This window comes from Spirochaetae bacterium HGW-Spirochaetae-1 (assembly GCA_002839375.1).
In the GTDB taxonomy this organism is placed as follows: domain Bacteria; phylum Spirochaetota; class UBA4802; order UBA4802; family UBA5550; genus PGXY01.
Genome location: PGXY01000006.1, coordinates 215,386 through 238,817, shown reverse-complemented (window position 1 = coordinate 238,817; position 23,432 = coordinate 215,386). Strand labels below are relative to the sequence as shown.

Annotated in this window: 20 protein-coding genes; 5 read left to right on the top strand and 15 right to left on the bottom strand. The window is 48.5% G+C overall.

The genetic code is table 11. The annotated features are described in order from the left end of the window. Positions 1-3 precede the first annotated feature (3 nt). From CVV44_13210 to CVV44_13155, 12 genes are all read right to left on the bottom strand, one after another. On the bottom strand, positions 4-1,029 hold the full coding sequence (locus tag CVV44_13210; GenBank protein PKL38120.1) for a rod shape-determining protein: 1,026 nt from the start codon (positions 1,027-1,029) through the stop codon (positions 4-6). A gap of 158 nt (positions 1,030-1,187) precedes the next feature. Continuing rightward, the gene (locus CVV44_13205) at positions 1,188-2,192 is read right to left on the bottom strand and encodes a hypothetical protein (protein ID PKL38119.1); all 1,005 of its coding nucleotides are present in this window, start codon (positions 2,190-2,192) and stop codon (positions 1,188-1,190) included. 29 nt (positions 2,193-2,221) lie between these two features. Next, positions 2,222-2,923 (bottom strand): hypothetical protein, encoded by a 702-nt coding sequence (locus CVV44_13200; GenBank protein PKL38118.1) that lies wholly within the window; start codon positions 2,921-2,923, stop codon positions 2,222-2,224. A gap of 128 nt (positions 2,924-3,051) precedes the next feature. Beyond that, entirely contained in the window at positions 3,052-4,023 is a 972-nt protein-coding gene (locus tag CVV44_13195; protein PKL38117.1) for a hypothetical protein, read from the bottom strand. A gap of 56 nt (positions 4,024-4,079) precedes the next feature. Continuing rightward, entirely contained in the window at positions 4,080-4,709 is a 630-nt protein-coding gene (locus CVV44_13190) for a 2-dehydro-3-deoxyphosphogluconate aldolase (GenBank protein ID PKL38116.1), read from the bottom strand. Positions 4,710-4,883: 174 nt separating this feature from the next. Continuing rightward, complete coding sequence (locus CVV44_13185; GenBank protein ID PKL38115.1) at positions 4,884-5,414, bottom strand: hypothetical protein; 531 nt, start codon at positions 5,412-5,414, stop codon at positions 4,884-4,886. 116 nt (positions 5,415-5,530) lie between these two features. Further along, positions 5,531-7,357 (bottom strand): glutamine--fructose-6-phosphate transaminase (isomerizing), encoded by a 1,827-nt coding sequence (gene glmS, locus CVV44_13180; protein PKL38114.1) that lies wholly within the window; start codon positions 7,355-7,357, stop codon positions 5,531-5,533. Positions 7,358-7,423: 66 nt separating this feature from the next. After that, complete coding sequence (locus CVV44_13175; protein ID PKL38113.1) at positions 7,424-8,116, bottom strand: hypothetical protein; 693 nt, start codon at positions 8,114-8,116, stop codon at positions 7,424-7,426. Continuing rightward, positions 8,113-8,916, bottom strand: coding sequence for an indole-3-glycerol phosphate synthase TrpC (locus CVV44_13170; protein PKL38112.1), 804 nt, complete (start codon positions 8,914-8,916; stop codon positions 8,113-8,115). Before CVV44_13170 ends, CVV44_13175 begins: the two co-directional genes overlap by 4 nt. A gap of 71 nt (positions 8,917-8,987) precedes the next feature. After that, positions 8,988-9,503 (bottom strand): hypothetical protein, encoded by a 516-nt coding sequence (locus CVV44_13165; protein ID PKL38111.1) that lies wholly within the window; start codon positions 9,501-9,503, stop codon positions 8,988-8,990. Positions 9,504-9,506: 3 nt separating this feature from the next. Then, the gene (locus CVV44_13160; GenBank protein ID PKL38110.1) at positions 9,507-10,304 is read right to left on the bottom strand and encodes an amidohydrolase; all 798 of its coding nucleotides are present in this window, start codon (positions 10,302-10,304) and stop codon (positions 9,507-9,509) included. Positions 10,305-10,500: 196 nt separating this feature from the next. After that, a complete protein-coding gene (locus CVV44_13155; protein ID PKL38109.1) occupies positions 10,501-11,565 on the bottom strand; it encodes a hypothetical protein in 1,065 nt (354 codons plus the stop codon). A gap of 237 nt (positions 11,566-11,802) precedes the next feature. Between CVV44_13155 and CVV44_13150 the strand changes: the two genes are divergently transcribed. Beyond that, positions 11,803-12,564: an imidazole glycerol phosphate synthase subunit HisF gene (locus CVV44_13150; protein ID PKL38108.1), complete on the top strand. Its 762-nt coding sequence runs from the start codon at positions 11,803-11,805 to the stop codon at positions 12,562-12,564. Positions 12,565-12,575: 11 nt separating this feature from the next. On the opposite strand, the gene CVV44_13145 is transcribed toward CVV44_13150, so the two are convergent. Together CVV44_13145 and CVV44_13140 are read right to left on the bottom strand one after the other, a co-directional pair. After that, positions 12,576-13,679 (bottom strand): hypothetical protein, encoded by a 1,104-nt coding sequence (locus CVV44_13145; protein ID PKL38107.1) that lies wholly within the window; start codon positions 13,677-13,679, stop codon positions 12,576-12,578. A 90-nt stretch (positions 13,680-13,769) separates the two neighbouring features. Continuing rightward, positions 13,770-14,216, bottom strand: coding sequence for a hypothetical protein (locus CVV44_13140; protein PKL38106.1), 447 nt, complete (start codon positions 14,214-14,216; stop codon positions 13,770-13,772). A 219-nt stretch (positions 14,217-14,435) separates the two neighbouring features. Here CVV44_13140 and CVV44_13135 point away from each other — a divergent pair, with 219 nt between their 5' ends. From CVV44_13135 to CVV44_13120, 4 genes are all read left to right on the top strand, one after another. After that, positions 14,436-17,513 carry a hypothetical protein gene (locus CVV44_13135; GenBank protein ID PKL38105.1) on the top strand — a complete coding sequence of 1,026 codons (3,078 nt, stop codon included), beginning with the start codon at positions 14,436-14,438 and terminating at the stop codon, positions 17,511-17,513. Positions 17,514-17,654: 141 nt separating this feature from the next. After that, positions 17,655-19,154 (top strand): hypothetical protein, encoded by a 1,500-nt coding sequence (locus CVV44_13130; GenBank protein ID PKL38104.1) that lies wholly within the window; start codon positions 17,655-17,657, stop codon positions 19,152-19,154. A 116-nt stretch (positions 19,155-19,270) separates the two neighbouring features. Further along, positions 19,271-20,167: a glycine--tRNA ligase subunit alpha gene (glyQ, locus tag CVV44_13125; protein PKL38103.1), complete on the top strand. Its 897-nt coding sequence runs from the start codon at positions 19,271-19,273 to the stop codon at positions 20,165-20,167. Further along, positions 20,167-21,159 carry a bifunctional oligoribonuclease/PAP phosphatase NrnA gene (locus CVV44_13120; protein PKL38102.1) on the top strand — a complete coding sequence of 331 codons (993 nt, stop codon included), beginning with the start codon at positions 20,167-20,169 and terminating at the stop codon, positions 21,157-21,159. Before glyQ ends, CVV44_13120 begins: the two co-directional genes overlap by 1 nt. An 8-nt stretch (positions 21,160-21,167) precedes the next feature. On the opposite strand, the gene CVV44_13115 is transcribed toward CVV44_13120, so the two are convergent. Beyond that, positions 21,168-23,426: a hypothetical protein gene (locus CVV44_13115; GenBank protein PKL38101.1), complete on the bottom strand. Its 2,259-nt coding sequence runs from the start codon at positions 23,424-23,426 to the stop codon at positions 21,168-21,170. Between the last annotated feature and the right edge of the window lie 6 nt (positions 23,427-23,432).

The window sequence follows — 23,432 nt, the reverse complement described above, 5'->3', positions numbered from 1 at the left end:
AACTTACTTCAGATTGGCTCTGTAAAGATTTTTAATTTCCTCAAGAAATTTCCCTGCACCGAGTACAACACAGGTCAGGGGATTTTCCGCCAGTATCACCGGTACACCGGTCTCCTTGCTTATATACTTATCGAGTCCCTTAAGGAGAGATCCGCCGCCCGTCATTACTATTCCTCTTTCGACTATATCGGCAGCCAGTTCCGGCGGTGTTTTTTCCAGAACATGTTTTATGCCGTCGAGAATCTGGTCAACAGGCTCTTTAAGCGCTTTCCGTATTTCCGCTGAATCAATTTCCAATGTTCTGGGAAGGCCTGAAATGGCATCGCGTCCCTTGAGTTCCATTAACTCAACTTTTTTCTCGGGGAAGGCGTTACCCAGACGAAACTTCACTTCTTCGGCCATTCTCTCGCCGATTACCAGGTTATACTGCGTCTTCATATATTTGATGATAGCCTCGTCAAACTCATCGCCGGCGATGCGGATGGAATCGGCAATTACCATTCCTCCCAGGGATATCACGGCAATCTCAGTGGTTCCTCCGCCGATATCAACAACCATGTGCCCGGCCGGTTCATGGATGGGAATGTTCGCCCCGATGGCGGCCGCCAGCGCTTCTTCTATGAGAAAAATTTCCCTGGCACCTGCCTGCTCCGCCGATTCACGGACAGCGCGCTTTTCCACCTCGGTTATTCCTGAAGGAACCCCGATTACCATTCGCGGACGGACAAGGGTTTTTCTCTTATGCACCTTCGTAATAAAATACCTGATCATCTTTTCAGTGGTATCAAAATCGGCGATTACTCCGTCTTTCATGGGACGGATCGCCACGATATCTCCCGGTGTCCTTCCCAGCATTCTCTTGGCTTCCTGGCCAACGGCAAGTACCTTGCCTGTGCTGGTCTGCACGGCAACAACCGAAGGTTCGCTCAAGACAATCCCCTGCCCTTTCACATGTACAAGAGTATTTGCCGTACCCAGGTCAATTCCCATGTCATTCGAAAACATTCCATACAATGAATTAAAAATCATATATTGCTCCTCGTCATCTGGTCAGAACCATACTATATGTATTATATAAAAAAGCCCCGGCATAATACGACATAACACTTGGACTTCTCTACTATAAAACTTCACGTTTTTGTCAAGCGATAATCAGACACAATGCCAAAAACTTTGATAAAACTGAATCACATAACACCAAGAAGTTTTTTAACTTCAGTGTTCGACCTGTCCGCTGCAAGTATTTCCGTCCATATGGCCTTTGCCCGGTCCCGAAACCCCATAGCAGAGTAATTCTTTCCTATCCATATGCGCGAAAAAGTGTCCCTCGCATCTATTTTAAGGACCGCATCAAAATGAGCCAGAGACTCCGTGTAAAGAGACTGGTTGTAGTAAATCTTACCCAGATTCATATGGACGAGCTTCAAAATTCGATCATCATTTGTTTTATCGATAACCGTTCTGTAATTCATAATGGCATTGGTATAGCGTCCGGCAATCCTTTCTGCCGTAGCCAGGAACAGCAATCCGCCCACACCCTCATCGGTCATTCCCTTGCTTGTTAAAAAGCTGAATCCAAACTCCTCGTTCTTGTTCAGAATATGCATGAGTGCAAAAAACCTGGCATCATCAACTTTTTCAAAGGTAAATTCTTCTGGATTGATCTTCCTGATAATCTCAAATATTTCTTCCCTGCTTAAAAAGCCGCTGAGATAACAGGATTGAGAGAGCATGAGAATGTGCTTTTTACCGGAATTTTCATCATCAAGAAGCGCCTGAACTTTTCTTAAATCACGTATTACATTAAAAAACTCTTTCCTCGCCTCACTGCTTATATCATCAACGGCATCATTTATAAGCAGTTCGGACAGATCCCCCGGCAGATATGCCATGCCAAGGAGAAAATGGGCCCTGGCGGAAAGGGCATATGCCTCTTCATCTATGGGGTTTTCTTCTTTGTACAGGTCAAAGACCTGGCAGAGGTCATGCAGTGCCAACTGTCTCTGCTGCTGATTCTTAATCTTTTCAGCTTCAATAATTTTAGTCTGCAATTTATTAAAGGTATATTTCCAGAACAGGAGATACTGCCTGTTCTGATACCCGGCATATCCCAGAGCCAGGCATAGAGAAAGGACTAATAAAATCTTAACTGACTTTCTGTCTTTCTTTTTTACTTTATACCTGTAATACATACCTTTTATCCTTCCGATGGTTGATCGCATTAAACGCGGGAAAGAAATGCCTCATAGCCTTCTTTTATTCCGGGCACCGCCTCTTTACCATTTTCAAATATAAAGAGCTTTTTCTCTTCCCTGCCCCTGATCTTCAGGGCTATATAATTGTCACCGGAATAAAACTGATCCAGCTTAAAGAAATCAAACCTGAAAAGTTTCGAATCGATTTTGAAATTAATCCCCTCTTTTTCAACAAGTAAACGGCCCCTGCCGATCCTCTTGATGTTCCTGTATTCCGTAAGACCGGGATCGATAACCCCTTTCCGGTGCTGATAATCCACGACTGAAGAATGGTCATCAAACAGTACGGCAATGGCTTCTCCGTTCTGCAGCCCGTTATCATAAGTCAGCGGGTCACCGACAAAGACACTATCATCCTCACCGTCTGAAAACACCTCGGGTATATTGTCGTCAATTATTACTTTGTCCTTTGCCAAAAAAAGTTCTTTTACTTCTTTGACCGGTTCTTCTACATCATTGTCGGCGGCTTTTTTTTCCCGTTTCTTATCCGCGTTGATTGATGGTTCATATCCAGCCGGATTCGTTTTCGACGAAGAAACAACTGATTCCTTCTGCTTCGGCGTACCGGCATACTCCGCCCTTCTCTCCTCTTTTAGTGAACCCGAGATAACAGAGAAGGCGAAGAGGAGAAGCCCCGATAGAATGAAAATCAATGATATATACAGCATTTCACACAGCCTGATCATAATAATAAAAAAAATTAAGAGGGGTCAAAACTCGGGAATTATACTTGCCGTTCAAATCAACGATGTCAAGATATTTTCCACGGGTAATCGTACTTATGCTGAATTATCTATCATTTCAGAGACCATAACCCTGCTTTCAGATAGGGTTCACCCCCTGCAGGAAAATCCGATGACTCATTACTGAATGTAACCAGCTTCCATTGAGCAGGATGGAAGGAAATATACTGTTTTTTCGATATAAAACGAGAATTTATCGCTGAAAGCACATAACCGCCCGGAGCAAGAGCCTCCAGGCTCCTGATTGCATCCTCATAATCCGTACGCACGGAAAAGCTGTTTTTTTTCCCGCGGGCAAAGGTCGGAGGATCAATCACCACAATTGAATATTTTTCTCCTCTTTTAATCAATCTTTTTATCCAGTTCAGGGCATCCCCGTAGATAAAATCCCGGTCATCCACGGCGATATCATTCAGACGGTAATTATTCATGGCACGACGCAACACCGTGCGGGATAAATCCACATTGACCGCGCGGGAAACTCTGTTCTTCAGGGCATGCACGGAAAAAAGAGCAGTATAGGAAAAGAGATTCAGCATCCCAGAGAAATTTTTTTCACGATAGAGGGGCTCCAGTTCACTGCGAATTTCCCTCATATCGAGAAAAATGCCCGTGCTCTGTCCCTCAAGAAGATCAGCCCCTGCCAGTATGTTGTTCTGACGGACAGTGTAGTCTTCCGGCGGGAGTTCGCCCTCAAGCAGCACGCTTCTTCGTAAATCGATAAAGTCCTGATTCCCTTTTACCGTAATCCTGTTCTTTGCCAGCACGCCCCTGACATTCACGGGAAGCTGCTCCAGGGCTTTCATGATTGCCTTACGCACCTCACCGATCAACTCTCTTTTACCGTTCACCGTTTCAACCAGGGCTTCATCATAGAACTGTATGAGAATATAGTCACCATACCTGTCCAGGGTCAGTCCCTCAATGCCGTCTCCCCGGGCATTGAAAAGACGGCAGCAGTTGGAATCCGATAATCCCAGCAGCCCTTCCCTCTTCTCAAATGCCGATAATAAATTTTTTAACATGGGGAACCCATTTTCTTCAGCATATTCTATGGAAAATCATGATATGAAAATACACCTTATTCATCGCGCCTGCGGATGGATTCCTCAATGCGCCGTTCAATTTCACGGTAGTTCTTTTCCCGAAGCAGATTGCCGTCCACGATATATGTCATACCGCAGGCAATGACCCTGTCGGCTTTTAAATAATCCATGAAATTGGCGGCGTTAACGCCTCCCGTGGGCATCAGATGCAGTTCCTTCATTTTAAAGGGCGCAGCAATGGCATTGATATACTCAATGCCTCCCAGGGCCGCTGCAGGAAATATTTTGACTATGGAGCCGAACTCCAGCGCCTTAATGATTTCGCTGGGAGTGGCGATACCCGGCACAAAAGGGATTTCCCTTGTCCGGGCATACGTAAGTAGATCGACATCAAGACCCGGAGATACGGCGAACCGCGCTCCCCCATCCTGAGCAGCTCTCAAGCCGTCCTTTGAAAGAACGCTGCCGGCGCCGATACTCATTTCAGGAAATTTTTCCACAACGGCTGTAATGCATTTCAATGCATTTTCAGTTCTAAGAGTGACTTCAATTACGGAAAGATCATGTTTCAGAAGCAGCTCCGCTACGCGGCAGGCATCATCGGTGTTCTCAAGAACCGCCACGGGAATAATTTTTGTTTTCCTGAGAATTTCCATCAGTTCCATGGGGTTTTATCCTCCTAAAAAAATATAAATTTAAAACGCCTCACACCCGGAATTCGGAGTTTGCTATAAATAAAAGGGATTGCCCCGGAAGCAAGGCAATCCCTTTTATCAACAATAAAGGAGGCAAGAAAGCGATTAAATATTCAGCAAATGAATACTAATCCCGTCCTTTTCTCAGCTTATTTTTGGATATGAAAGTTCGATTTTATTTCCATCGGGATCAAGAAAAACCACGGACTGGCCGTTACGGATGTTTTCCGGCCCGAAAACAATGGTTATCTCCAGTTCTTCCAACTCGTCCAGGGCATCTTCAAAATCCTCCTCATCAACATAAAAGGAAATGGCATATCCCGCATCTTCAGGACAGTTATACCCTTCCACTTCATTCAGGGCAATAACCATGTCGCCCATTTTGATAAAGGCCTGCCCGGCGTTACTCAATTTTTCCACAACCTCAAAATCGAAAAGATCCTTATAAAATTCGATGGACTTTTCCAGATTTGAGACGGTCAGACCAATATTATTAATACTTTCAATTACAATCATTTCAACCTCTTGTATCCCTTTCAATTCTTGAGTAGTATTTTTACTTCCCGTTGTCGAATCCCTGACTGCCGCAAGGAGAATCTTCCAGGTAAAACCGGCAACGGAGTCATTTAACAGCTGTTCCTCCTGCTGCACGGCAGCCCGGGCGAACTGATTCAAAAAGATAGTGAGCCATTTAAAAATTGTCAATCACTATACTTATGTCACGAAGAAAAAGTTATTTTTTATCACGGCCCGCAGAATTGCACAAAGGCATTCCACGGCAAAACCGGTGCTTACTCCACAGTAACGCTCTTGGCCAGGTTCCTGGGCTGGTCCACATCGCACCCTTTCAGTACGGCAATATGATAGGCCAGAAGCTGCAGGGGAACCACCGTAAGCAGCGGGGATACCATATTGTGCACCTCGGGAACGTGAATTACGTGATCGGCATATTTCCGCACATCCTCATCCCCCTCGCTGGCAATGACGATGATCTTTCCGTTCCGGGCCCGCACCTCTTCCATATTGCTGAGCACCTTGCTGTAAATATCATCCTTCAGCGCCACGAAAACCACGGGCATATTTTCATCAATAAGGGCGATGGGGCCGTGTTTCATCTCAGCCGCCGGATATCCCTCGGCATGAATATAGGAAATTTCCTTCAGCTTCAGTGCGCCCTCGAGAGCCACGGGAAACTGAACGCCACGGCCAAGATACAGGAAATTCATGCTGTCCTTGTACTCCCTGGCAATATCAATAATTTCCCTGTTCTCCAGGATAGTACCCAGATGCGATGGAACTCTCTGCAGATCGTTGATAATTCGCTTGCCCTCCTGCGGTGTCATATCCCTCCGCCGGGCCAGGAGCAGGGTGATCAGGATAAGAACCGTCACCTGAGAGGTGAAGGCCTTGGTGGAAGCGACGCCTATTTCCGGGCCTGCATGTATGTACATACCGCCGTCGGATTCGCGGGCGATGGTGCTTCCTACAACATTGGTTAGACCCAGAACCTTAATGCCGCGGGCCTTGGCCTCACGAAGTGCAGCCAGGGTGTCGGCCGTCTCGCCGGACTGGGATATGGTAATGACAAGATCGTTCTTTTTTAGAACCGGTTTCCGGTAACGAAACTCCGATGCGTACTCCACCTCGACGGGAATACGCGCGTACTCCTCAATGAGGTATTCGCCGATGAGTCCCGCGTGCCATGACGTACCACAGGCTATAAAAATAATTCTCTCGATCCCGAAAAGCTCCTGCTCCGTAAGTCGCAGTCCGTCGAGCCTCACATTGCCGAATTCGGGAACAACCCTGCCCCGGTAGGCATTCATAATGGTTTCGGGTTGTTCGCATATTTCCTTCAGCATATAATGGTTATATCCTGATTTCTCAATGGACTCGATATTCCAGTCTATGGCCTCCACTTCCTTGACGATATGATTCCGGTTGATGTCATAGGTCTTGTAAACATCCTTCCTGACCTCCATCACTTCGTTGTCCTCGAGATAGATGACATTCCTCGTATGTTCAACAATGGCACTGGCGTCCGAAGCCAGGATCATGCCGTTGTCACTGATACCCAGTATGAGCGGACTCCCCTTCCTTGCCGCCACGAGTTTGTCGGGTTCTTTTCTCGATAGAACGGCCAGGCCATAAGTTCCCTCCACGCGGGTCAGGGCCTTTATAACGGAATCGATGAGAGACTCGGTCTTATGATAATGCTCGATAAGGTGGGCCACAATTTCCGTATCGGTATCGCTGACGATGGTATGGCCTTCTTTTATCAGCGCCTCTTTCAGTGTGTTGTAATTTTCGATTATGCCGTTATGGACAAGGGTGATATCACCGCTGCAGTCGCAGTGCGGGTGGGCGTTTATTTCATTGGGCACACCATGGGTTGCCCATCGCGTATGGCCGATGCCCGTGTGATATCCACTGAGAGCTGCATAATCCAGGCAGGTCTCCAGTTCAACCAGCTTGCCGGGTTTTTTGCATATATAGAGATCGTCGCCAAGGAGGGCGATGCCCGCCGAATCGTATCCCCGGTATTCAAGACGCTTCAGGCCTGTCATAATGATTTCCGATGCGACGGCAGTTCCGACATAGCCCATTATTCCACACATAATAATCCTCTCCTATTTAATGATGTTATATGGCCTTAAACACATACACCATTATAGCGTCTTTTTTTACAATGCCTCACTATGAAAAACAGCAAAGAATTCATCAATCTTTTTTTTATCCTTCACGCCTTTTTCCCTTTCCACACTGCTGGAAAGATCAATACCATGGGGATGAATACTTCTCACCGCCTCTATTACGTTTCCGGCGTTGATACCGCCCGACAGGAAAAGACGGTGATCCTGTCCGAATTCTCTGATGAGGGACCAATCAAAGCCTTGTCCTGTCCCGCCATATTCGCCGCTGGTAAAAGAATCGAAGAGAACATAATCAGCCATGGAAGACCGGGCCCGCACCACGTCAGCGCCGTCCCGTATCCGGAAAGCCTGAATTATCCTGCATTTATCCAGGCCGGCACTATAAAGCGTTTTCCTCAGGCCATCGATGAATGCATTGTCCTCGTCACCGTGGAGCTGGATATAATCGATACCCGCCGTGGAAACCGCATCTGTTATTGTCTCAATCGCGGCATTCACAAAAACACCGGCATAACCCGCGTCATCGCCGAACCGCTTCCGGCAGGAGCTGACTATCGCCGCGGCATGGCTCGGAGAGATATACCGGGGACTCTTCTCAAAAAAAATAAATCCCAGGATCCGGGCTCCGGCGCTGATGCTGTAGAATGCGTCCTCCCGGCCGGTGATGCCGCAAATTTTTACAACGGGCCTGTTCATGTCCCCGTATCCGTCATCCCCGCTCATTGCGGCCCCATGACGGCGGTTATGGCCGCTCCAATATCACCGTGCTTCATGAATTCCTCGCCGATGAGAAAACCCTGCACGCCGCCCCTGCGCAACACAGCCACATCGCCGCCGGTCCTGATGCCGCTTTCCGAAATGAGAAGCGATCCCGTGGGAAGCCCGGCCGAATCGATGAGCCGCAGCGTATGATGAATATCGGTGTTGAAGGTGTTGAGATCCCTGTTGTTAATGCCGATTATGTCGACGCCCAGGTTCATGGCCCGCCGGTATTCCTCAATGGTATGCGTCTCGAAAAGAATACGCATACCCAGGTGTTTCGCCTGCGCGGAAAACTTCTTCACGTCCTCATCCGTCACCAGGGACGCGATGAGAAGAAAGGCCGAGGCACCGCAGAGAAATCCCTTCATGACCTGGTAGGGATCAAAGATGAAATCCTTCATGAGCAGGGGTTTGGAACACGCCTCCCCCGCTGAAACCAGGTAATCATAGGATCCCTGAAAATAACGCGGCTCTGTAAGAACCGATACGGCGCTTACCTGGGCTGCTTCATTATATATTCCGGCGATATCCGATATATCGAAATCCCGCCTGATAACGCCCTTTGACGGCGACGCCTTTTTAATCTCGGCAATAAGAAAGGGATCGCGCTCATGCTTCCGGGAAAGAAAATCAGCGGGACGCAACCCGTCTTCCATGACGGCATCAACCCGCGCCAGCATCTCCGTCACGGGCAGATCATGCTTTTCAATCTCTACCTGCTTTTTTCTTTCTTCAACTATTGTATCAAGAATTGTCGCCATAATATATTTCCATTAATAGATAATTTGCCGCCCCTTGGCACGGACAGGTCGCGACTGTCCGTACCGGGGAATCATTCCTTCACCACCACTTTTTCAAGCCAGATATTTATTGTATTGCCATAGGTATCCCGGCCTATCCTGAATTTTTTCACCCGGCCGCTCACGGTAACCAGGGTGCCGCTGCGCCACCATTTTTTCAGAAGATCGGGATCTTTTTTTATGATCGGCGCAAGGGCGTCAACGGCAATTTCTCCATGAAAGTAAAGCCACCGACTGTATTTAAATATACAGGTTACCCTTTTTTCCTGAAGGCTCTCGGGGAACACCAGTATAAAATCCGATTCAGTCTCGATTTCCTTGTGGATAAGATCAGTAAGAAAAATCCACAGTTCCCTCTCATAATATTTTCGGCTGCCGAAAAGGCCCTCGCGCCATTTCCCGTATATGGTCATGAGAGTGAAATAATTTGTCAGGGCATTATCCCCGGCTGAAAAATCCTGCGAAACGCCGGCAAAAACAGGAGTCATGAGCAGTGCCAGGACCAGGGATATGGTACACATTTTTTTATGGATTAATATCCTGCTCATCTCTCACGGCCCCCCTTGATTTCCGCTGCCGCAGAAGTCCGTATCGGCGTCCTGCCATACGGGAAAATCCCTGCGACACGATGTCAGCATGGAACCGGAAAGCACTGCCGTTGCGGTTCCGGCCTCTGCGTCCAGCCGGACAGCGTCATTTCCCCAGGGATCAATTATACAGGAGTCACCGGTATACCGGATACCTTTCGCGTCTTTGCCGACACGGTTTACGCCGGCCACATAGGCCTGGTTTTCCATGGCCCTGGCCTGCAGAAGAACCTGCCAGTGCCGGGCGCGCCGCTCGGGCCAGTTGGCAAAATACACGGCCATGTCGTAATCATTGTTCCTGTTGCGGCTCCACACGGGAAAACGCAGGTCATAGCAGATGAAGGGCCTCACGCGCCATCCCCTGCAGTCGATGGTGATATTTTCATTGCCCGGGGAAAATATCCCGTTTTCACCGGCCATGCGGAAAAGATGCCTCTTGTTGTAGATATGCAGTTTTCCCTGCGGTTCCGCCCAGACCATGCGATTGAAAAATCCCCCGCCATCGCCGACAATAAGGGTCCCGGCAACATGGGCATTGAGTTCACGGGCATTGTCCAGGAGCCATTGCACCGTGGGCCCGTCCATTCCTTCATGCATGGCCGCGGCGTTCATGGTGAAACCCGTATTGAACATTTCGGGGAGAAGCACCAGGTGTGTTTTTCCCTTCAGGGAACTCATCCGTTCCCGGAATACAGCGAGATTGCGGGTTTTATTCTCCCAGGCAAGATCTTCCTGCAGCATGGTAACAATGAGGTCTTTCATTCGTTTTCTTACATTCCCCCCGGGGTTCTTAAAAGACAATTCTCTTTACCGTAACAAAACACGGATTAATAGCAATAAATTTTCCATGACGCTGATATTTTCCTGAACCCGACATTCGTGCCGACAAGAGAACATCAGGGGTAATCGGGAAGCTGCTCAGGCACGACTGGCGGATCAGTCTGCCTCTTCCAGCGCTTCAGGCCGAAAGCATATCGATGAGCCCCGCCAGTATATGGCGGTATTTTTTATTCAACGTAAGACCGTCCAGCTTACCGCGGGCCTCCTCAAGAAATCGGGATTGCTGCATCGTGGTTTTTTCCAGGGAGCCGCTTTCCCGTATCGTCGTCCGCATGGTCTTCACATCTTTCTTCGTTTTCCCCGTCTTGAGGACGAGATTCATGAAATCGCTGCGTGCCTTCCCTTTCAGCGTTTCCAGGGTATACTGAATCAGCAGGGTTATCTTCCCTTCGAGAAGATCGGAGTCGGTTGACTTGCCCGTTTCTTTTTCATCACCGAAAACGCCGAGTATATCATCGCGGATCTGGAAAGATAGCCCCAGGGGCAGGGCGAACTCCCGCAGAGCGTCCTGTTCCCGTTCTCCTCCCGGCGTACTCAGGACATAGCCCATGAGAAGGGGATAGTAGATGGTATAATAGGCCGTTTTCAGCGTACTGATCCTTAGCGGGATATTTTCCGTTATGGAAATCTTTTTCGGCATGGTGTTCAGACTGTCCAGGACCTGTCCCCATGCCGTCATTTCATAGGTGCCGGAAAAAATACCGAGAAATCTCTTCCGCGCCCTGTTGCAGATATCTGCCGAGGCTACGATCTCCAGGGCATTGGCAAAAAGGACATCGGCCAGTACCAGGGCAACATCGGTTCCCAGTCTGTCATTACAGGTCAGCGCTCCGTATTTCTCTCCGGTCACGACATGAAATGCCTTCTCATTCCTTCGCATCACGGCCCTGTCGATAATGTCATCCTGAATCAGGAGAAAGGAATGCATCATTTCCAGCGAAGCGGCGATCCTGATCATTTCGTCCCTGGCGCCGCGACCTTTCCCGTAACCGTCACAGGCGAGGAGAAGGAGAAGGGGCCTGATACGCTTCCCTTCCCGCAGGCAGTAAGCGGCCAGATCGGCGTACATATCCTTCATGAACGGCCACCGGGCCTGCCTGATTTTCATGTCATAAAAGCCGCGTATTACCGAATCAATTTCAGGAATATTATCCCGTGCAAAGGCGGAAAATGGATTTGTCATCAGTCACGTCCGGTATTCTGGAATACGACAGGTTCCCTTTCGGCTTAACTGCGGCCTTATCTTGACGGCTCCGGAACCTGCCTGCAAAGTAGGGTTTCAAAAAGGATACGGGGTGTCAATTATTTTTCACCGTTGTAATATGACTATAAAAAAAGTCATTGCCAAAATCGGATCACCGTTTATTCCATGTTTTATGCTGTCTTAACCGCAAAACTTCGTACTGGTAAAGAGGAACCAATGCTGGCAAAACGCATTATACCATGCCTTGACGTGACAAACGGCAGGGTGGTCAAGGGAGTCAATTTCGTCAACCTGATCGACGCGGGAGATCCCGTGGAAAACGGAAGATTCTATGACGCCGAAGGCGCCGACGAGCTGGTTTTTCTCGACATCACGGCGTCATCGGACCGCCGGGACATCATACTGGACATGGTGAAACATGTAGCGGAAACCGTCCATATCCCCTTCACCGTGGGAGGCGGTATCCGTACCGTCGATGACGTGAGAATGATACTGGAAAACGGCGCCGACAAGGTTTCAATGAACACGGCGGCGGTTCTGAAGCCTGAAATTATCACAGAATCGGCTGTCCGTTTCGGCTCACAATGCATCCTGGTGGCCATCGATGCCAAAAAAAACGAGCACGGCAGTTGGACCGTGTACCTGCACGGAGGACGAACCCCCACGGAACTCGATGCCGTCCAGTGGGCCGTCAAGTCGCAGGAGATGGGCGCCGGCGAGATACTCCTCACGAGCATGGACCGCGACGGCACGAAGATAGGATATGATATAGAACTGACGCGGACTATAGCCGAGGCCGTGACCATCCCCGTCATTGCCTCGGGCGGCGTGGGAACCATAGATCACATGTATGAAGGGCTCACGGCCGGGAAGGCCGACGCCGTGCTGGCTGCCTCCATTTTTCACTTCCGGGAGATTTCAATACGTGAAGTAAAGGACACACTGAGAGCGAGGGGCGTTCCGATCCGGCCGGTATAACAACTCTTTCCTCAGAGCAGGAAAATGAGTATACCGCCCACAAGACAGATGAAGACGACAATGAGCACGAGGATAACGGGCATACTTATTTTTGACGGGGCCTCGGCGGAATCCTTCTGGCCCGTAGCGGCAGGGTCCTCGACGGCTACCTTGATATTCTCTTCTTCCTCATCGATGTGGACATAAATTCCCTTTGCTATGATGGCAAAAAACTTATACCCCTCCCTGCTGGTATACTTGGCCGAAACCACTCTTCCGATAATTGGTGCTATATTCCCTGTTTCTTCATCGTAGGCTTTGAAGGCCCGGGCAACCTGGATAGCCTTGGGATTTGAATCAATGATCTTGATTTTTATTCGGTCCCCGGCTACTACCTCGCCAACATCCTTGCCTTTGATGGGGGAAAGAATGAGACTCCCCTGTAGTATAAGCCGCACCTCTTTGCCTGAAAGGGGATCGTCGACTTTTTCAATTATTACTTCTTTATTCAACCGCTGTTCTTCTTCGAGTTTCTCATCACCCTGCTGTTTCAGCTGTTTCTTTATTTCTTCAGGATCGAGCTTTCTGCCGGTTACGGAGCTGAGTTCCATATCAAGCGACGATGACGGTTCATGATCAACAATTATCTTTATCTGCTGAAATCCAAGACGGTCCTGGACCATTTTTTTAAAGCGGTGATTGATTGTTATGGCGTCATTTATTTCCAGGAGCCTGTTCAACTCCTTATTAAATTCCATATTCATTGAGCCGTTTATCTCTTCCCGGGCATGATTGCACATGACAGCATCATGTTCGCCCTTATCGAGGAGCTTCTTCAACTCTTCCTCGAAATGGCGCCAGTCCAGGCTGGTTTTAATATCCTCTAAGGCGAAGGAGGGAGAAACAAGAACCGTTATATTGCTTACATAGGAATAAACAGAGTTGTAAAATATAATGAATGCCCCGTACTGGGATGATGATGAAAAACGTGCCTTGATGACATACTGATCCTTCAAGGCCCCTGCCACCATCTGTTTCGCTTTTTCCGTATCACCGTTACAATAATAAGTGGCTATATCGAATCTTCTGGTCTGTTCAACCAGTGAATCAGCTGCTGATTTGAGATTATCTGCCATTCCCTGCTCCCATTTCGTATGACTATCATCTATTTTGAATTATGTATATACCCAGGCAAGCCCCCGGCACAATTCAGGGGATTTTATACTTTACTTGACATGTTTCGTTACGGCTTTTTTCACCCGTTCAAGCACAACACGACGATTTATTGGTTTGAGTATATAATCGGCTATTCCCATGGAAATGAGATCCTGCATGACTCCTTTTGTCGTTTCCTCGCTTATGAACACTATAACCGGTCTATTGGGCTTGTCCTTCATTTCGAAAAGCATGGCATATCCGTCAAGGACCGGCATATCCAGGTCCGTGGTGATAATATCTACGGGTTTTGACAGTTTTTCCATAAGATTTATAGCCTCACGGCCATTTGAGGCCGACCCGACAACCTCATATTGTTCCGACTCAAAAATCTGCACAAGCTGCTTACGCTGAAATTCCTTGTCTTCCACTACCAGCAGCCGGTAAGGCTTCCCGCCGGGACGCAATCCATCGGACGCTTTGGTATTAAGATTAGGAAATGATTCTTCTTTCGGCATTACACTACTCCCATTTATTGCAAGAAAATATATAGTACTTTTTTAAATCTTTAAATATGAGTTGTCAATTTAAAAAAAAGGACTTCTCCTCATAATTAATAATTTGCTTTACAGCCTCTCCGGATTACTTTTACTCTTTTCAATGGTTTTCTTGACAAAAAAAGGCTACAGACTCATTGATTATAAGATGTATAACCGGGCATAATATTCCACAAAAATATGCATGGGACTTTTACCCGGTGGGCTTTCATTCATTATGGACCAAAAATAGAAAAAAGACAATATCCGCCAGTGAAAAATACTACTTTCAAAAAAAAATTGTTATTCATCGGGCTCCGATTATGGATACTGCTCCTCTTTATATCTGCCGGACCCGCTGTCTTTGCAGCCCTTTTATATGATCCCTCGCTGCACTGGAAAACCGTACAGACCGAACATTTTTACATCCACTATCACCAGGGACTTGAAGAAACAGCCCTTTCCATGAAAATAATTGCCGAGGATGTCCATTCCCGCCTGGCGCCCCGGATCAGGTGGAAACCCTGGGAAAGAACTCATGTAATACTCATCGACAACCTTGATGATGCCAACGGCATGGCCATGCCCTTCCCCGTCAACCGCGTTGAAATCTATGTTTCCCGGCCCAGCCTGAATTCATCACTGAACAATTTCACCAACTGGCTGGAGATGGTATTCACCCATGAGTACACGCACATCCTGACCCTGGACATGATACGGGGGTGTCCGGCCGTAACCCGGTATTTCCCGGGCCGGATATGGTTCCCCGGATCGTTCCAGCCCCTTTGGCTCATCGAGGGAAACGCCGTATTCCATGAATCGCGGGAAACGGGCCGTGGCCGCAACAACAGCACTTACACGGACATGGTACTGCGCACCGAAGTCAATGCAGGCACCCTGAAATCCATTTCCCAGGCCTCGCACTTTCCCCGTTCCTGGCCCATGGGTCAGGTTCCTTACCTGTACGGAGGCCTCTTCACGCAATACCTGAACCGGACTTATACCGAAGACAGCGTAGACGAGGTCTACCGGGAAAATGCCGACAACGTTATCCCCTATCTCATCAATAAGAACGCCCGCGATGTATACGGCCGCTCCTTCATCGACCTCTACCGGGACTGGGAGCAGTCCGTAAAAAACGGCTACAGGAAACAGATCGAATCGATCCGGGCCGCGGGTCTTTCACGGTACAAAATACTTTCACACACCGACAATAGCGCGACCCTGCCCCGGTTCAGCAGGACATCCCGGGCTCTGTATTTTATCCGGAAATCCCGCACGAGAGGCAACTCCCTGGTCAGATATGACTTCACATCGGGAGACAGCCGGAATCTGTGCCGGGTATTTTTTCCCGACAGCATGTCTGTAACGGGAAGCGATGATATCGTCATTTCCGACAAACAGTATTACCGGAATTTTTCCCTGTACAATGAGGCATACCGTTTCCGCGGTGCCTATAATGCGGTCACCTCGCGATTAAGGGGAAAATATATCGATATGACCGACGACGGAAATGCCGCCATATATATCGCCCAGAACAACGGCCGCTTCGACCTCGTTGAAACAGACCCATCTTTTAAGGCAAAGAAAATGCTCATCGCCGATACGGATATCCAGCTGTCCTTTGCCCGGCTCTCACCCGATGGCAGGGAGATCGTCTTTACGATAAAGGACCGCGGCGGATACACGGACCTGGCAATCATGAACCGCATCACGGGAAAATGTACGCGTATCACCCGCGACGCGTACAATGACATAGATCCCGCATGGCACCCCGCCGGTGACCGCATTATCTTCAGCTCCGACAGGAACGGGGTGTATAACCTCCACGAGTATGATAGAAACAAAGAAACCGTTACACGGCTCACTAATGTCATTGGCGGGGCCTTTTCACCGGATATATCGACGGACGGCACCATCATCGCCTTTGCCTCCTATGAAAAAAACGGCTACGCCATTTCCATCATGCCCTATCCGGGATCAGCGCTTAAGGGCGAACAGGCCGCCCTTTTCGATTCCCCCGAAACAGTACCGGCCCCGGCATATGAAAGCGGAAAACAGAAGACCGAAGCCCTGGACGCCGGTTTTTTCACCTCCCGCCGGGAAGAAACACGAGACCTGGCCGGATCTAAATCATATAACGCCTTCAACTCCGTCCTGCCGCAGGTAGTGCTTCCCCAGTTATATTCAAAGGAGATATACGAAGGCACCATGGACTACGCCCTGGGGTTTTATACCCTGGGTAACGATGTGCTGTACCGGCACAGCTACTTCATATCCATGTTTTATTTCTTCAAACAGAAGCAGCTGAATCTGGACCTGAGCTATACCTTTTCGGCCCTGTATCCCGATTTTACCGTGGGCTACAGCGATGATTCTATTTTCACGGGAAAGGATGACTTCCCCTGGGAGGGGGAACACAATACGCTCCTCTACCGGGAACTGAACAGGAGCGGCTACATCTCAGTCCTGTTCCCCTTTGTTGCTATATCAAGAATACAGGCCGTCAACCTGGCCTACATTTATGAGAAATCATTTATTGATACAAATAATACCGCTTCACGGTATTTCCCCCATTATGAAATAATGCAGGCGCGTATCCAGGGAGCCTGGCTCTTCGACAACACCAGGTCCCATGTCTATTCCATAAGTCCCGAGCAGGGCCGCAAGCTCCTGATCATTGCCGATATCTTCAACCGCGCCCTGGCTTCGGATTATTCCTATTACCGGGCAGCGGGGAATTATTCCGAATTTCTGCCGGGCTTTATGGACAACCATGTGACCAAGGTTCGGCTGCGGGGCGGAATCTATATCAACAAGCCCGACATGGTCAACAGCTTCAGCCTGGGACAGTACACCAGGGGAGAAACGGGAGATCCAGAGGATATTCGGGACGAATGGGGACTCCGGGGATACCCGGCCGGCAGGTTTTACGGCGACCGGCTCATGGCTGCCACACTGGAATACCGGTTTCCCCTCATCCAGTTTGACGCGGCCTATAATACCTTCCCGGTCATGTTCCGTGATCTCTGGCTTACCTGTTTTGCCGACTACGGCACTGTCTGGAACGGCGCCCTGTCCGTTGGAGACCTGAAACCGTCCGCAGGCGTCGAACTGCACACACGCATAACCCTGGGATACGCTGTTGATCTTAAGGCCTTCATCGGATATGCCCGGGGCTTTTCACCCGAAGGAGAAAACCAGGTCTATTTTGCCGTGGGGACAATTTTCGCCGGTTCACTCAAAAATTCAGGGAAAAGACTTGATTATTTCCAGTAAAAAAATTAAATTTGCCGTCAGTCCCACCGCCAATCAACCAAAAAAAATCGGGACCGGCGCCTTCCCCGTTCCTGTTAATGTAAACTCACGGGGCAGGACAACCGATAATGATGATATAATGATTTCCAGGAGCAATCGGTTTTGAATGATAATAACATTAAAGCGTATGTAATGAATCCCCCTGATTTTAAATCGGCCATTAAACATGGAGACGATTTTTACATCCAGTTCCACACCTTCAGACCCGATATCGAGGCTCAAATAATCAAAATCATCCATCGATACCTGGAAGAATATGACATTCTTTATATAAAGGATACAATAATCACCGTCGTCAAGGAACTCATCAATAATTCCATAAAAGCCAACCTGAAACGCCTGTATTTCAAATTAAAAGAGCTCGATATCAATAAAATCGAGGAATACCGCCAGGGAATGGAGAACTTCAAGATCGAAATATACCAGACAAGCACGGAAGAATATCTGGATAAACTGGAGGAGTCAAAACTCGTTGTCAGGGCGGCATTCAAAATTTCCGACGATCATATCCACATTAATGTGATAAATAATATCCCCATTCTGGAAGCGGAACTCAATAAAATAAACGCCCGCATTGCCAAGGCATATAAATACACTGACATATCCGACGCATTTGAAGACGTATTGGACGATTCCGAGGGAGCGGGCCTGGGACTTATAATGGCCATGATGCTCTTCAAGAACAGCGGTCTTAAGTCCGACTGCTTTAAAATTTACCGCAAGGGTGATCTGACCATTGCCACCATTTCCATACCCAAAAATCTCAGCGAGCCCGAATCGCGCATTGAAATAACGGAACGCATCCTCAAGGAAATCGATGAAATCCCGGCCTTTCCCGAGAATATCAGCGAAATCCAGAAATTGTGCAGCAATCCCGAAACGCCGATAAAACACATTGCCGAAAGCATATCCCGGGACCCGGGACTTACCACATCGATCCTTAAACTGGCCAATTCAGCAGGCTATATGAGCATCAGGAAGGTGGAAACCATCGAGGAGGCCGTGGTCAAGATTGGCATCAAAGGAATAAACACCCTTCTCGTGGCCACGGGCGTATACAAGATCATTGAAAACCGCTATAAGCGCTTTGAGGCCATATGGAAGGATTCCTATAAAAGGGCCTTTTACGCCCAGAAAATCGCTATTCAGCTCAAATACAACAAAATCAGTGAATTCGCCTACCTGGCCGCCCTTCTTGCCGACATAGGCAGAATTGTCATGCTTTCCGTTGATGAAAAACTGTTTAAAAAACTGCGAGAGATAACGGGAATAAAGGGGCTGGATGATTCGAATCTCCTGGAAGAAATCAGTCTCGGCATGAGCCACAGCACACTGGGAGCTCTCATCGGGAAAAAGTGGAAATTCAATGAAGCCCTCATATCCACCATCGAACTGCATCACCGGCCCCACATGGCCCCGGAAAAGCTAAAGGAACTCATCTATATCGTATACCTGGCAGACGCCTTCGTGGAAATTGAAAATAAAAAATTCCGCTTCGAATTCATGGACGAGGATGTGCTGGATTACTTCAAACTGGCGGATAAAAAGTATTATGAACAACTGCACAAGGTCCTGAAAGACACCTATACGGGCACCGTCTGAAAATAATTAATTTCACACGATAAACGCTCTCAGCTTTTTAATTGCTTGACGGGAACCTCGCCTCTCCCTTATCATTTTTTCTGTCAAAGAAATAAACTATACAAAGGGAATTTTTTATGCATTTCCAAGATATAATCGCCAATCTGAACAAATACTGGTCGGAACGCAACTGTATAATTATACAGGGATATGACCTGGAAGTGGGAGCCGGTACCTTCAACCCTGCCACGTTTCTCCGCGTCCTTGGTCCCGAACCCTGGAATGTAGCCTATGTGGAGCCATCCCGGCGTCCCACCGACGGCCGATATGGAGACAATCCCAATCGCCTTCAGCATTATTACCAATACCAGGTCATTATGAAACCGTCACCGGTCAATGTACAGGAGATGTACCTCGATTCCCTCCGGTATCTGGGCATAAAGCTGGAAGAGCACGATGTCCGCTTTGTTGAGGATGACTGGGAATCTCCCACACTGGGAGCTGCAGGACTTGGATGGGAGGTCTGGCTCGATGGCATGGAAATAACCCAGTTCACCTATTTTCAGCAGTGCGGCAGCATAGAACTGTCCCCTGTTTCCGTGGAACTCACCTACGGACTTGAACGTATCTGCATGTACATCCAGGGCGTCGATAACGTCTATGACCTGCAGTGGAACGATACTCTCTCCTACCGGGACGTGCATCACCGGAGCGAATTCGAATTTTCCCATTATAATTTCAATATAGCCGACGTAGACCTCCACTTCAAACTCTTTGACCTCTACGAAAAGGAATGCCTGGCCATTCTGGACCGCGAAGATATCCATATTGTTCTGCCGGCCTATGATTATGTACTGAAGTGTTCACATGTATTTAACATGCTCGATGCGCGGGGCGCCATCTCCGTTACGGAGCGCGTGGGCTACATTGCCAGGGTGCGCAATATAGCCAGGAGATGCGCCGAACAGTATGTCCAGATACGGGAAGAGATGGGATATCCCCTGCTTAAAAATAAAACGGTCACGGTGGGTTAATGGACTCAGGTTTTAAAAACATAGACAGCTACCTGAAGAAATATGATAAATTCATAATCTCAACGCATGAAAGTCCCGATGCCGACGGTCTTGGCGCGGAAATCGCCTTCAATGAACTGCTCCTGTCCCTGGGGAAAAAGTCCATAATCATCAATTCCGATCCCATGCCCTTCACAGTGAAATTCATCGACACGGAAAACGAAATCAATATCTTCGATGAACATTTCACCCTTCCCGACGACATCAATGAATATGCCCAGTTCGTCCTGGATACCAACGATTATGATAATATCGGCGCCGCATATCACACCCTTAAGGACAGGGTGCTTGATACCTTCATAATCGACCATCACGAGGGCGGCCGGGACAAGTTTGATTCAAATTTCATCAAGGTGGAAGCATCGTCGGCCTGCGAGATCGTTTATGACATCATTGAGTATTACGGGAAAGACATCACCTTTAAATCGGCCCAGGCAATTTACACCGGCATGGTCTTCGACACGGGCTCATTCCGGTATCCAAAAACATCACCCCTGACCTATCGTATCGCGGCCCACTGCATTGAAAAAGGAGCCAATCCCTTTAAAATCTATGAGCAGCTTTATGAAAACAATTCGCTGTCCAGTTTCGAACTGCGCAGCAGGATTCTCTCCACCATGGAGGTACTGCAGGGCGGAAGACTCATTGCCATGAAACTGACACCGGCCATGCTGGAGGCCACGGGAGCCTCCTTTGCCGAGGGAGAACCGGCCATCAACCTTCCCCTGACGGTCCGCGGTGTCGTGGCCAGTATCCTCATAAAGCAGGACCTGGAGGGTCCCGTAAAGGTCAGCATGCGAACCAAGGGCAATCATGACGTGGCGAAAATAGCCATGGAAAACGGCGGCGGCGGACATAAAAACGCGGCAGGGTTCAAATCAAAACTTTCATTCAATAAGACGTACCCCCTGGCCATAAATGAAATCAGTAAAATATTCGACGTTTCCGAATAATCCCCCCTTCAAACCCCGTCCATAATCTCACGGATCTTCCGGGCAAGACTGTCCATGGTATAAGGTTTCCCTATAAACTGTATCCCCTCATCAAGCACGCCATGATGAACAATGATGTTTTCATTATACCCCGATGTAAAGAGCACCTTAATACCCTGACGCTGTTTTACAATCGCATCGGCCAGGGTCTTGCCATTCATGCCGGGAAGCACTACGTCAGTGACGAGGATGTGGATATTCCCGCTGTATTCACGGGATTTCTCCAGCGCGCTTTCCGCCGTATTGCAGGATATGATGTTGTATCCAAGGCGCTCCAGGATATTGGTGGCAAAATTACGCACCATGTCATCATCTTCCACCAGTAAAATTGTCTCATTTCCGCCCACGGGAGGATTATCGGGAGGCTGGCTTTTCCCCTCGTCTTCTTCTTCCGATTCCACACGGGGCAGATATATGATAAATACAGAGCCCTGTCCCGGTTCAGAATCAACTTCAATGAAGCCCCCGTTCTGCTTGACCGCGCCATAGGTCGTGGCAAGCCCCAGGCCGGTTCCCTTTCCCTTGGGCTTTGTCGTAAAAAAAGGCTCAAAGAGATGTTCTCTTATTTCCCCGGGAATACCGATGCCCGTGTCAGAAACCGACAGCGTGATATAGCGGCCGGAAATTGTGTAGGGGTGCTGACGAACATAGTCATCCCCCAGGATCACTTCTCCTGTTTCGATGGTGAGAGTTCCCCCCTGGGGCATGGCATCGCGGGCGTTCACGGCCAGGTTAACGATTATCTGTTCTATCTGCCCTGGATCAGACTTTATCATGGCCCGATGAGACTTCGATTCTATCAGCAGCTGAATGTTTTCGCCGATTATCCTCTCCAGCATGTTTTTTGAACGGGACACCATTTTAACCAGGTCCATAACCCGGGGCTCGATGATCTGCTTGCGGGAAAAAGCCAGGAGCTGCCTCGTCAGGGTCGCGGCGCTTACCGCTGCGCTTTTGGCATCGGTAAGATGATTTTCAGGGGAACGTCCTTTTTTAAGATCGATAAGGGAAAGATCGACATTGCCGGAAATTGCCGTGAGGAGGTTATTAAAATCATGGGCGATTCCGCCCGCAAGTCTTCCTATGGATTCCATCCTCTGCGACTGAGCGAGCTGTTCAATGAGCCTGTTATTCTCGTCCTCGGCCTCCTTTTTACCCGTAATGTCCCTGAAATACCATACCCTTCCCAGGTATTGGCCATCTTTCCCCCTAACCGGTGACGAATAACGGTCAAATATTCTCCCGTCTGCAAGGAATATCTCATCACTGCTCTTCTCTTCCGGATGTTCATAGAGATACTGCACCCTGCATATGAATGCATCACTGTCACGCAGCTTTTCCATGATATACCGGAGTGCGCTCTGATCAGAGCCTGATGCAAGAATATGATTGGGTATTCCCCACAGCTCGCGGAACCGGCTGTTCCACGATATCATCCGCCCCTCACCATCCACGACAAGGATGCCGTCAGAGGAAGCCTCGGACTGGGCCTCGAGAAGAGATTTCTGGAACGAGAGCGCATCCTCGGCCTTCCTGCGCTCTTCGATATCAGCCTCGGCCCGCTCAAGGGATGCCTTGTTTATCCTGAAAATATTATAGACTGAAATACCTATAAAAATCAGGGCCATGGACATATCGGCCAGGTAGTCGGCGACGGCAAAATCGGGAATGGCAAGCTGGTAGCGGAATAATTTCATAAACAGAAAAAGCATGATAATATTTGCGGCAACATATAAAAGAATGACCTGCTTATAACGTGAAACAACCAGGGGAATCATGCTGAGAATAGGCACGATCATCACCAGGGAATCAAGTCGGGAAACGGCGTCGCCCCGGTCTACTATCATGACTATCCAGATAAGGATAAGGGCTGCCGACAGGAGAAAATGGGAAGCCAGGGCATAATAACCTTTTTTAAGCAGAATGAGGCATCCCAGGAAAATTGCTATTCCAACCGTTTCCGACAGCAGCACCGGGTAATTAAGCCCGCCATAGCCTTCGCCGGTCAACTGGATAAAGTAGCTGTATGATGTAATGAATGTGACAATACCAATACTTGTAACAGAAAGGTAATACATGAACCGGGCTTTGAGCTGCATTGTAAAATCGGCATTTTCATACACCTTCAAGGGTCCGGGAAGCTTTTTATTTCCCGACTCCGGCGCCCGCTGATCCCGGGCAAAAACACCGGACATGCCGCACCAGAGTCTTTTTATTCTCTCTCTCATGGATCA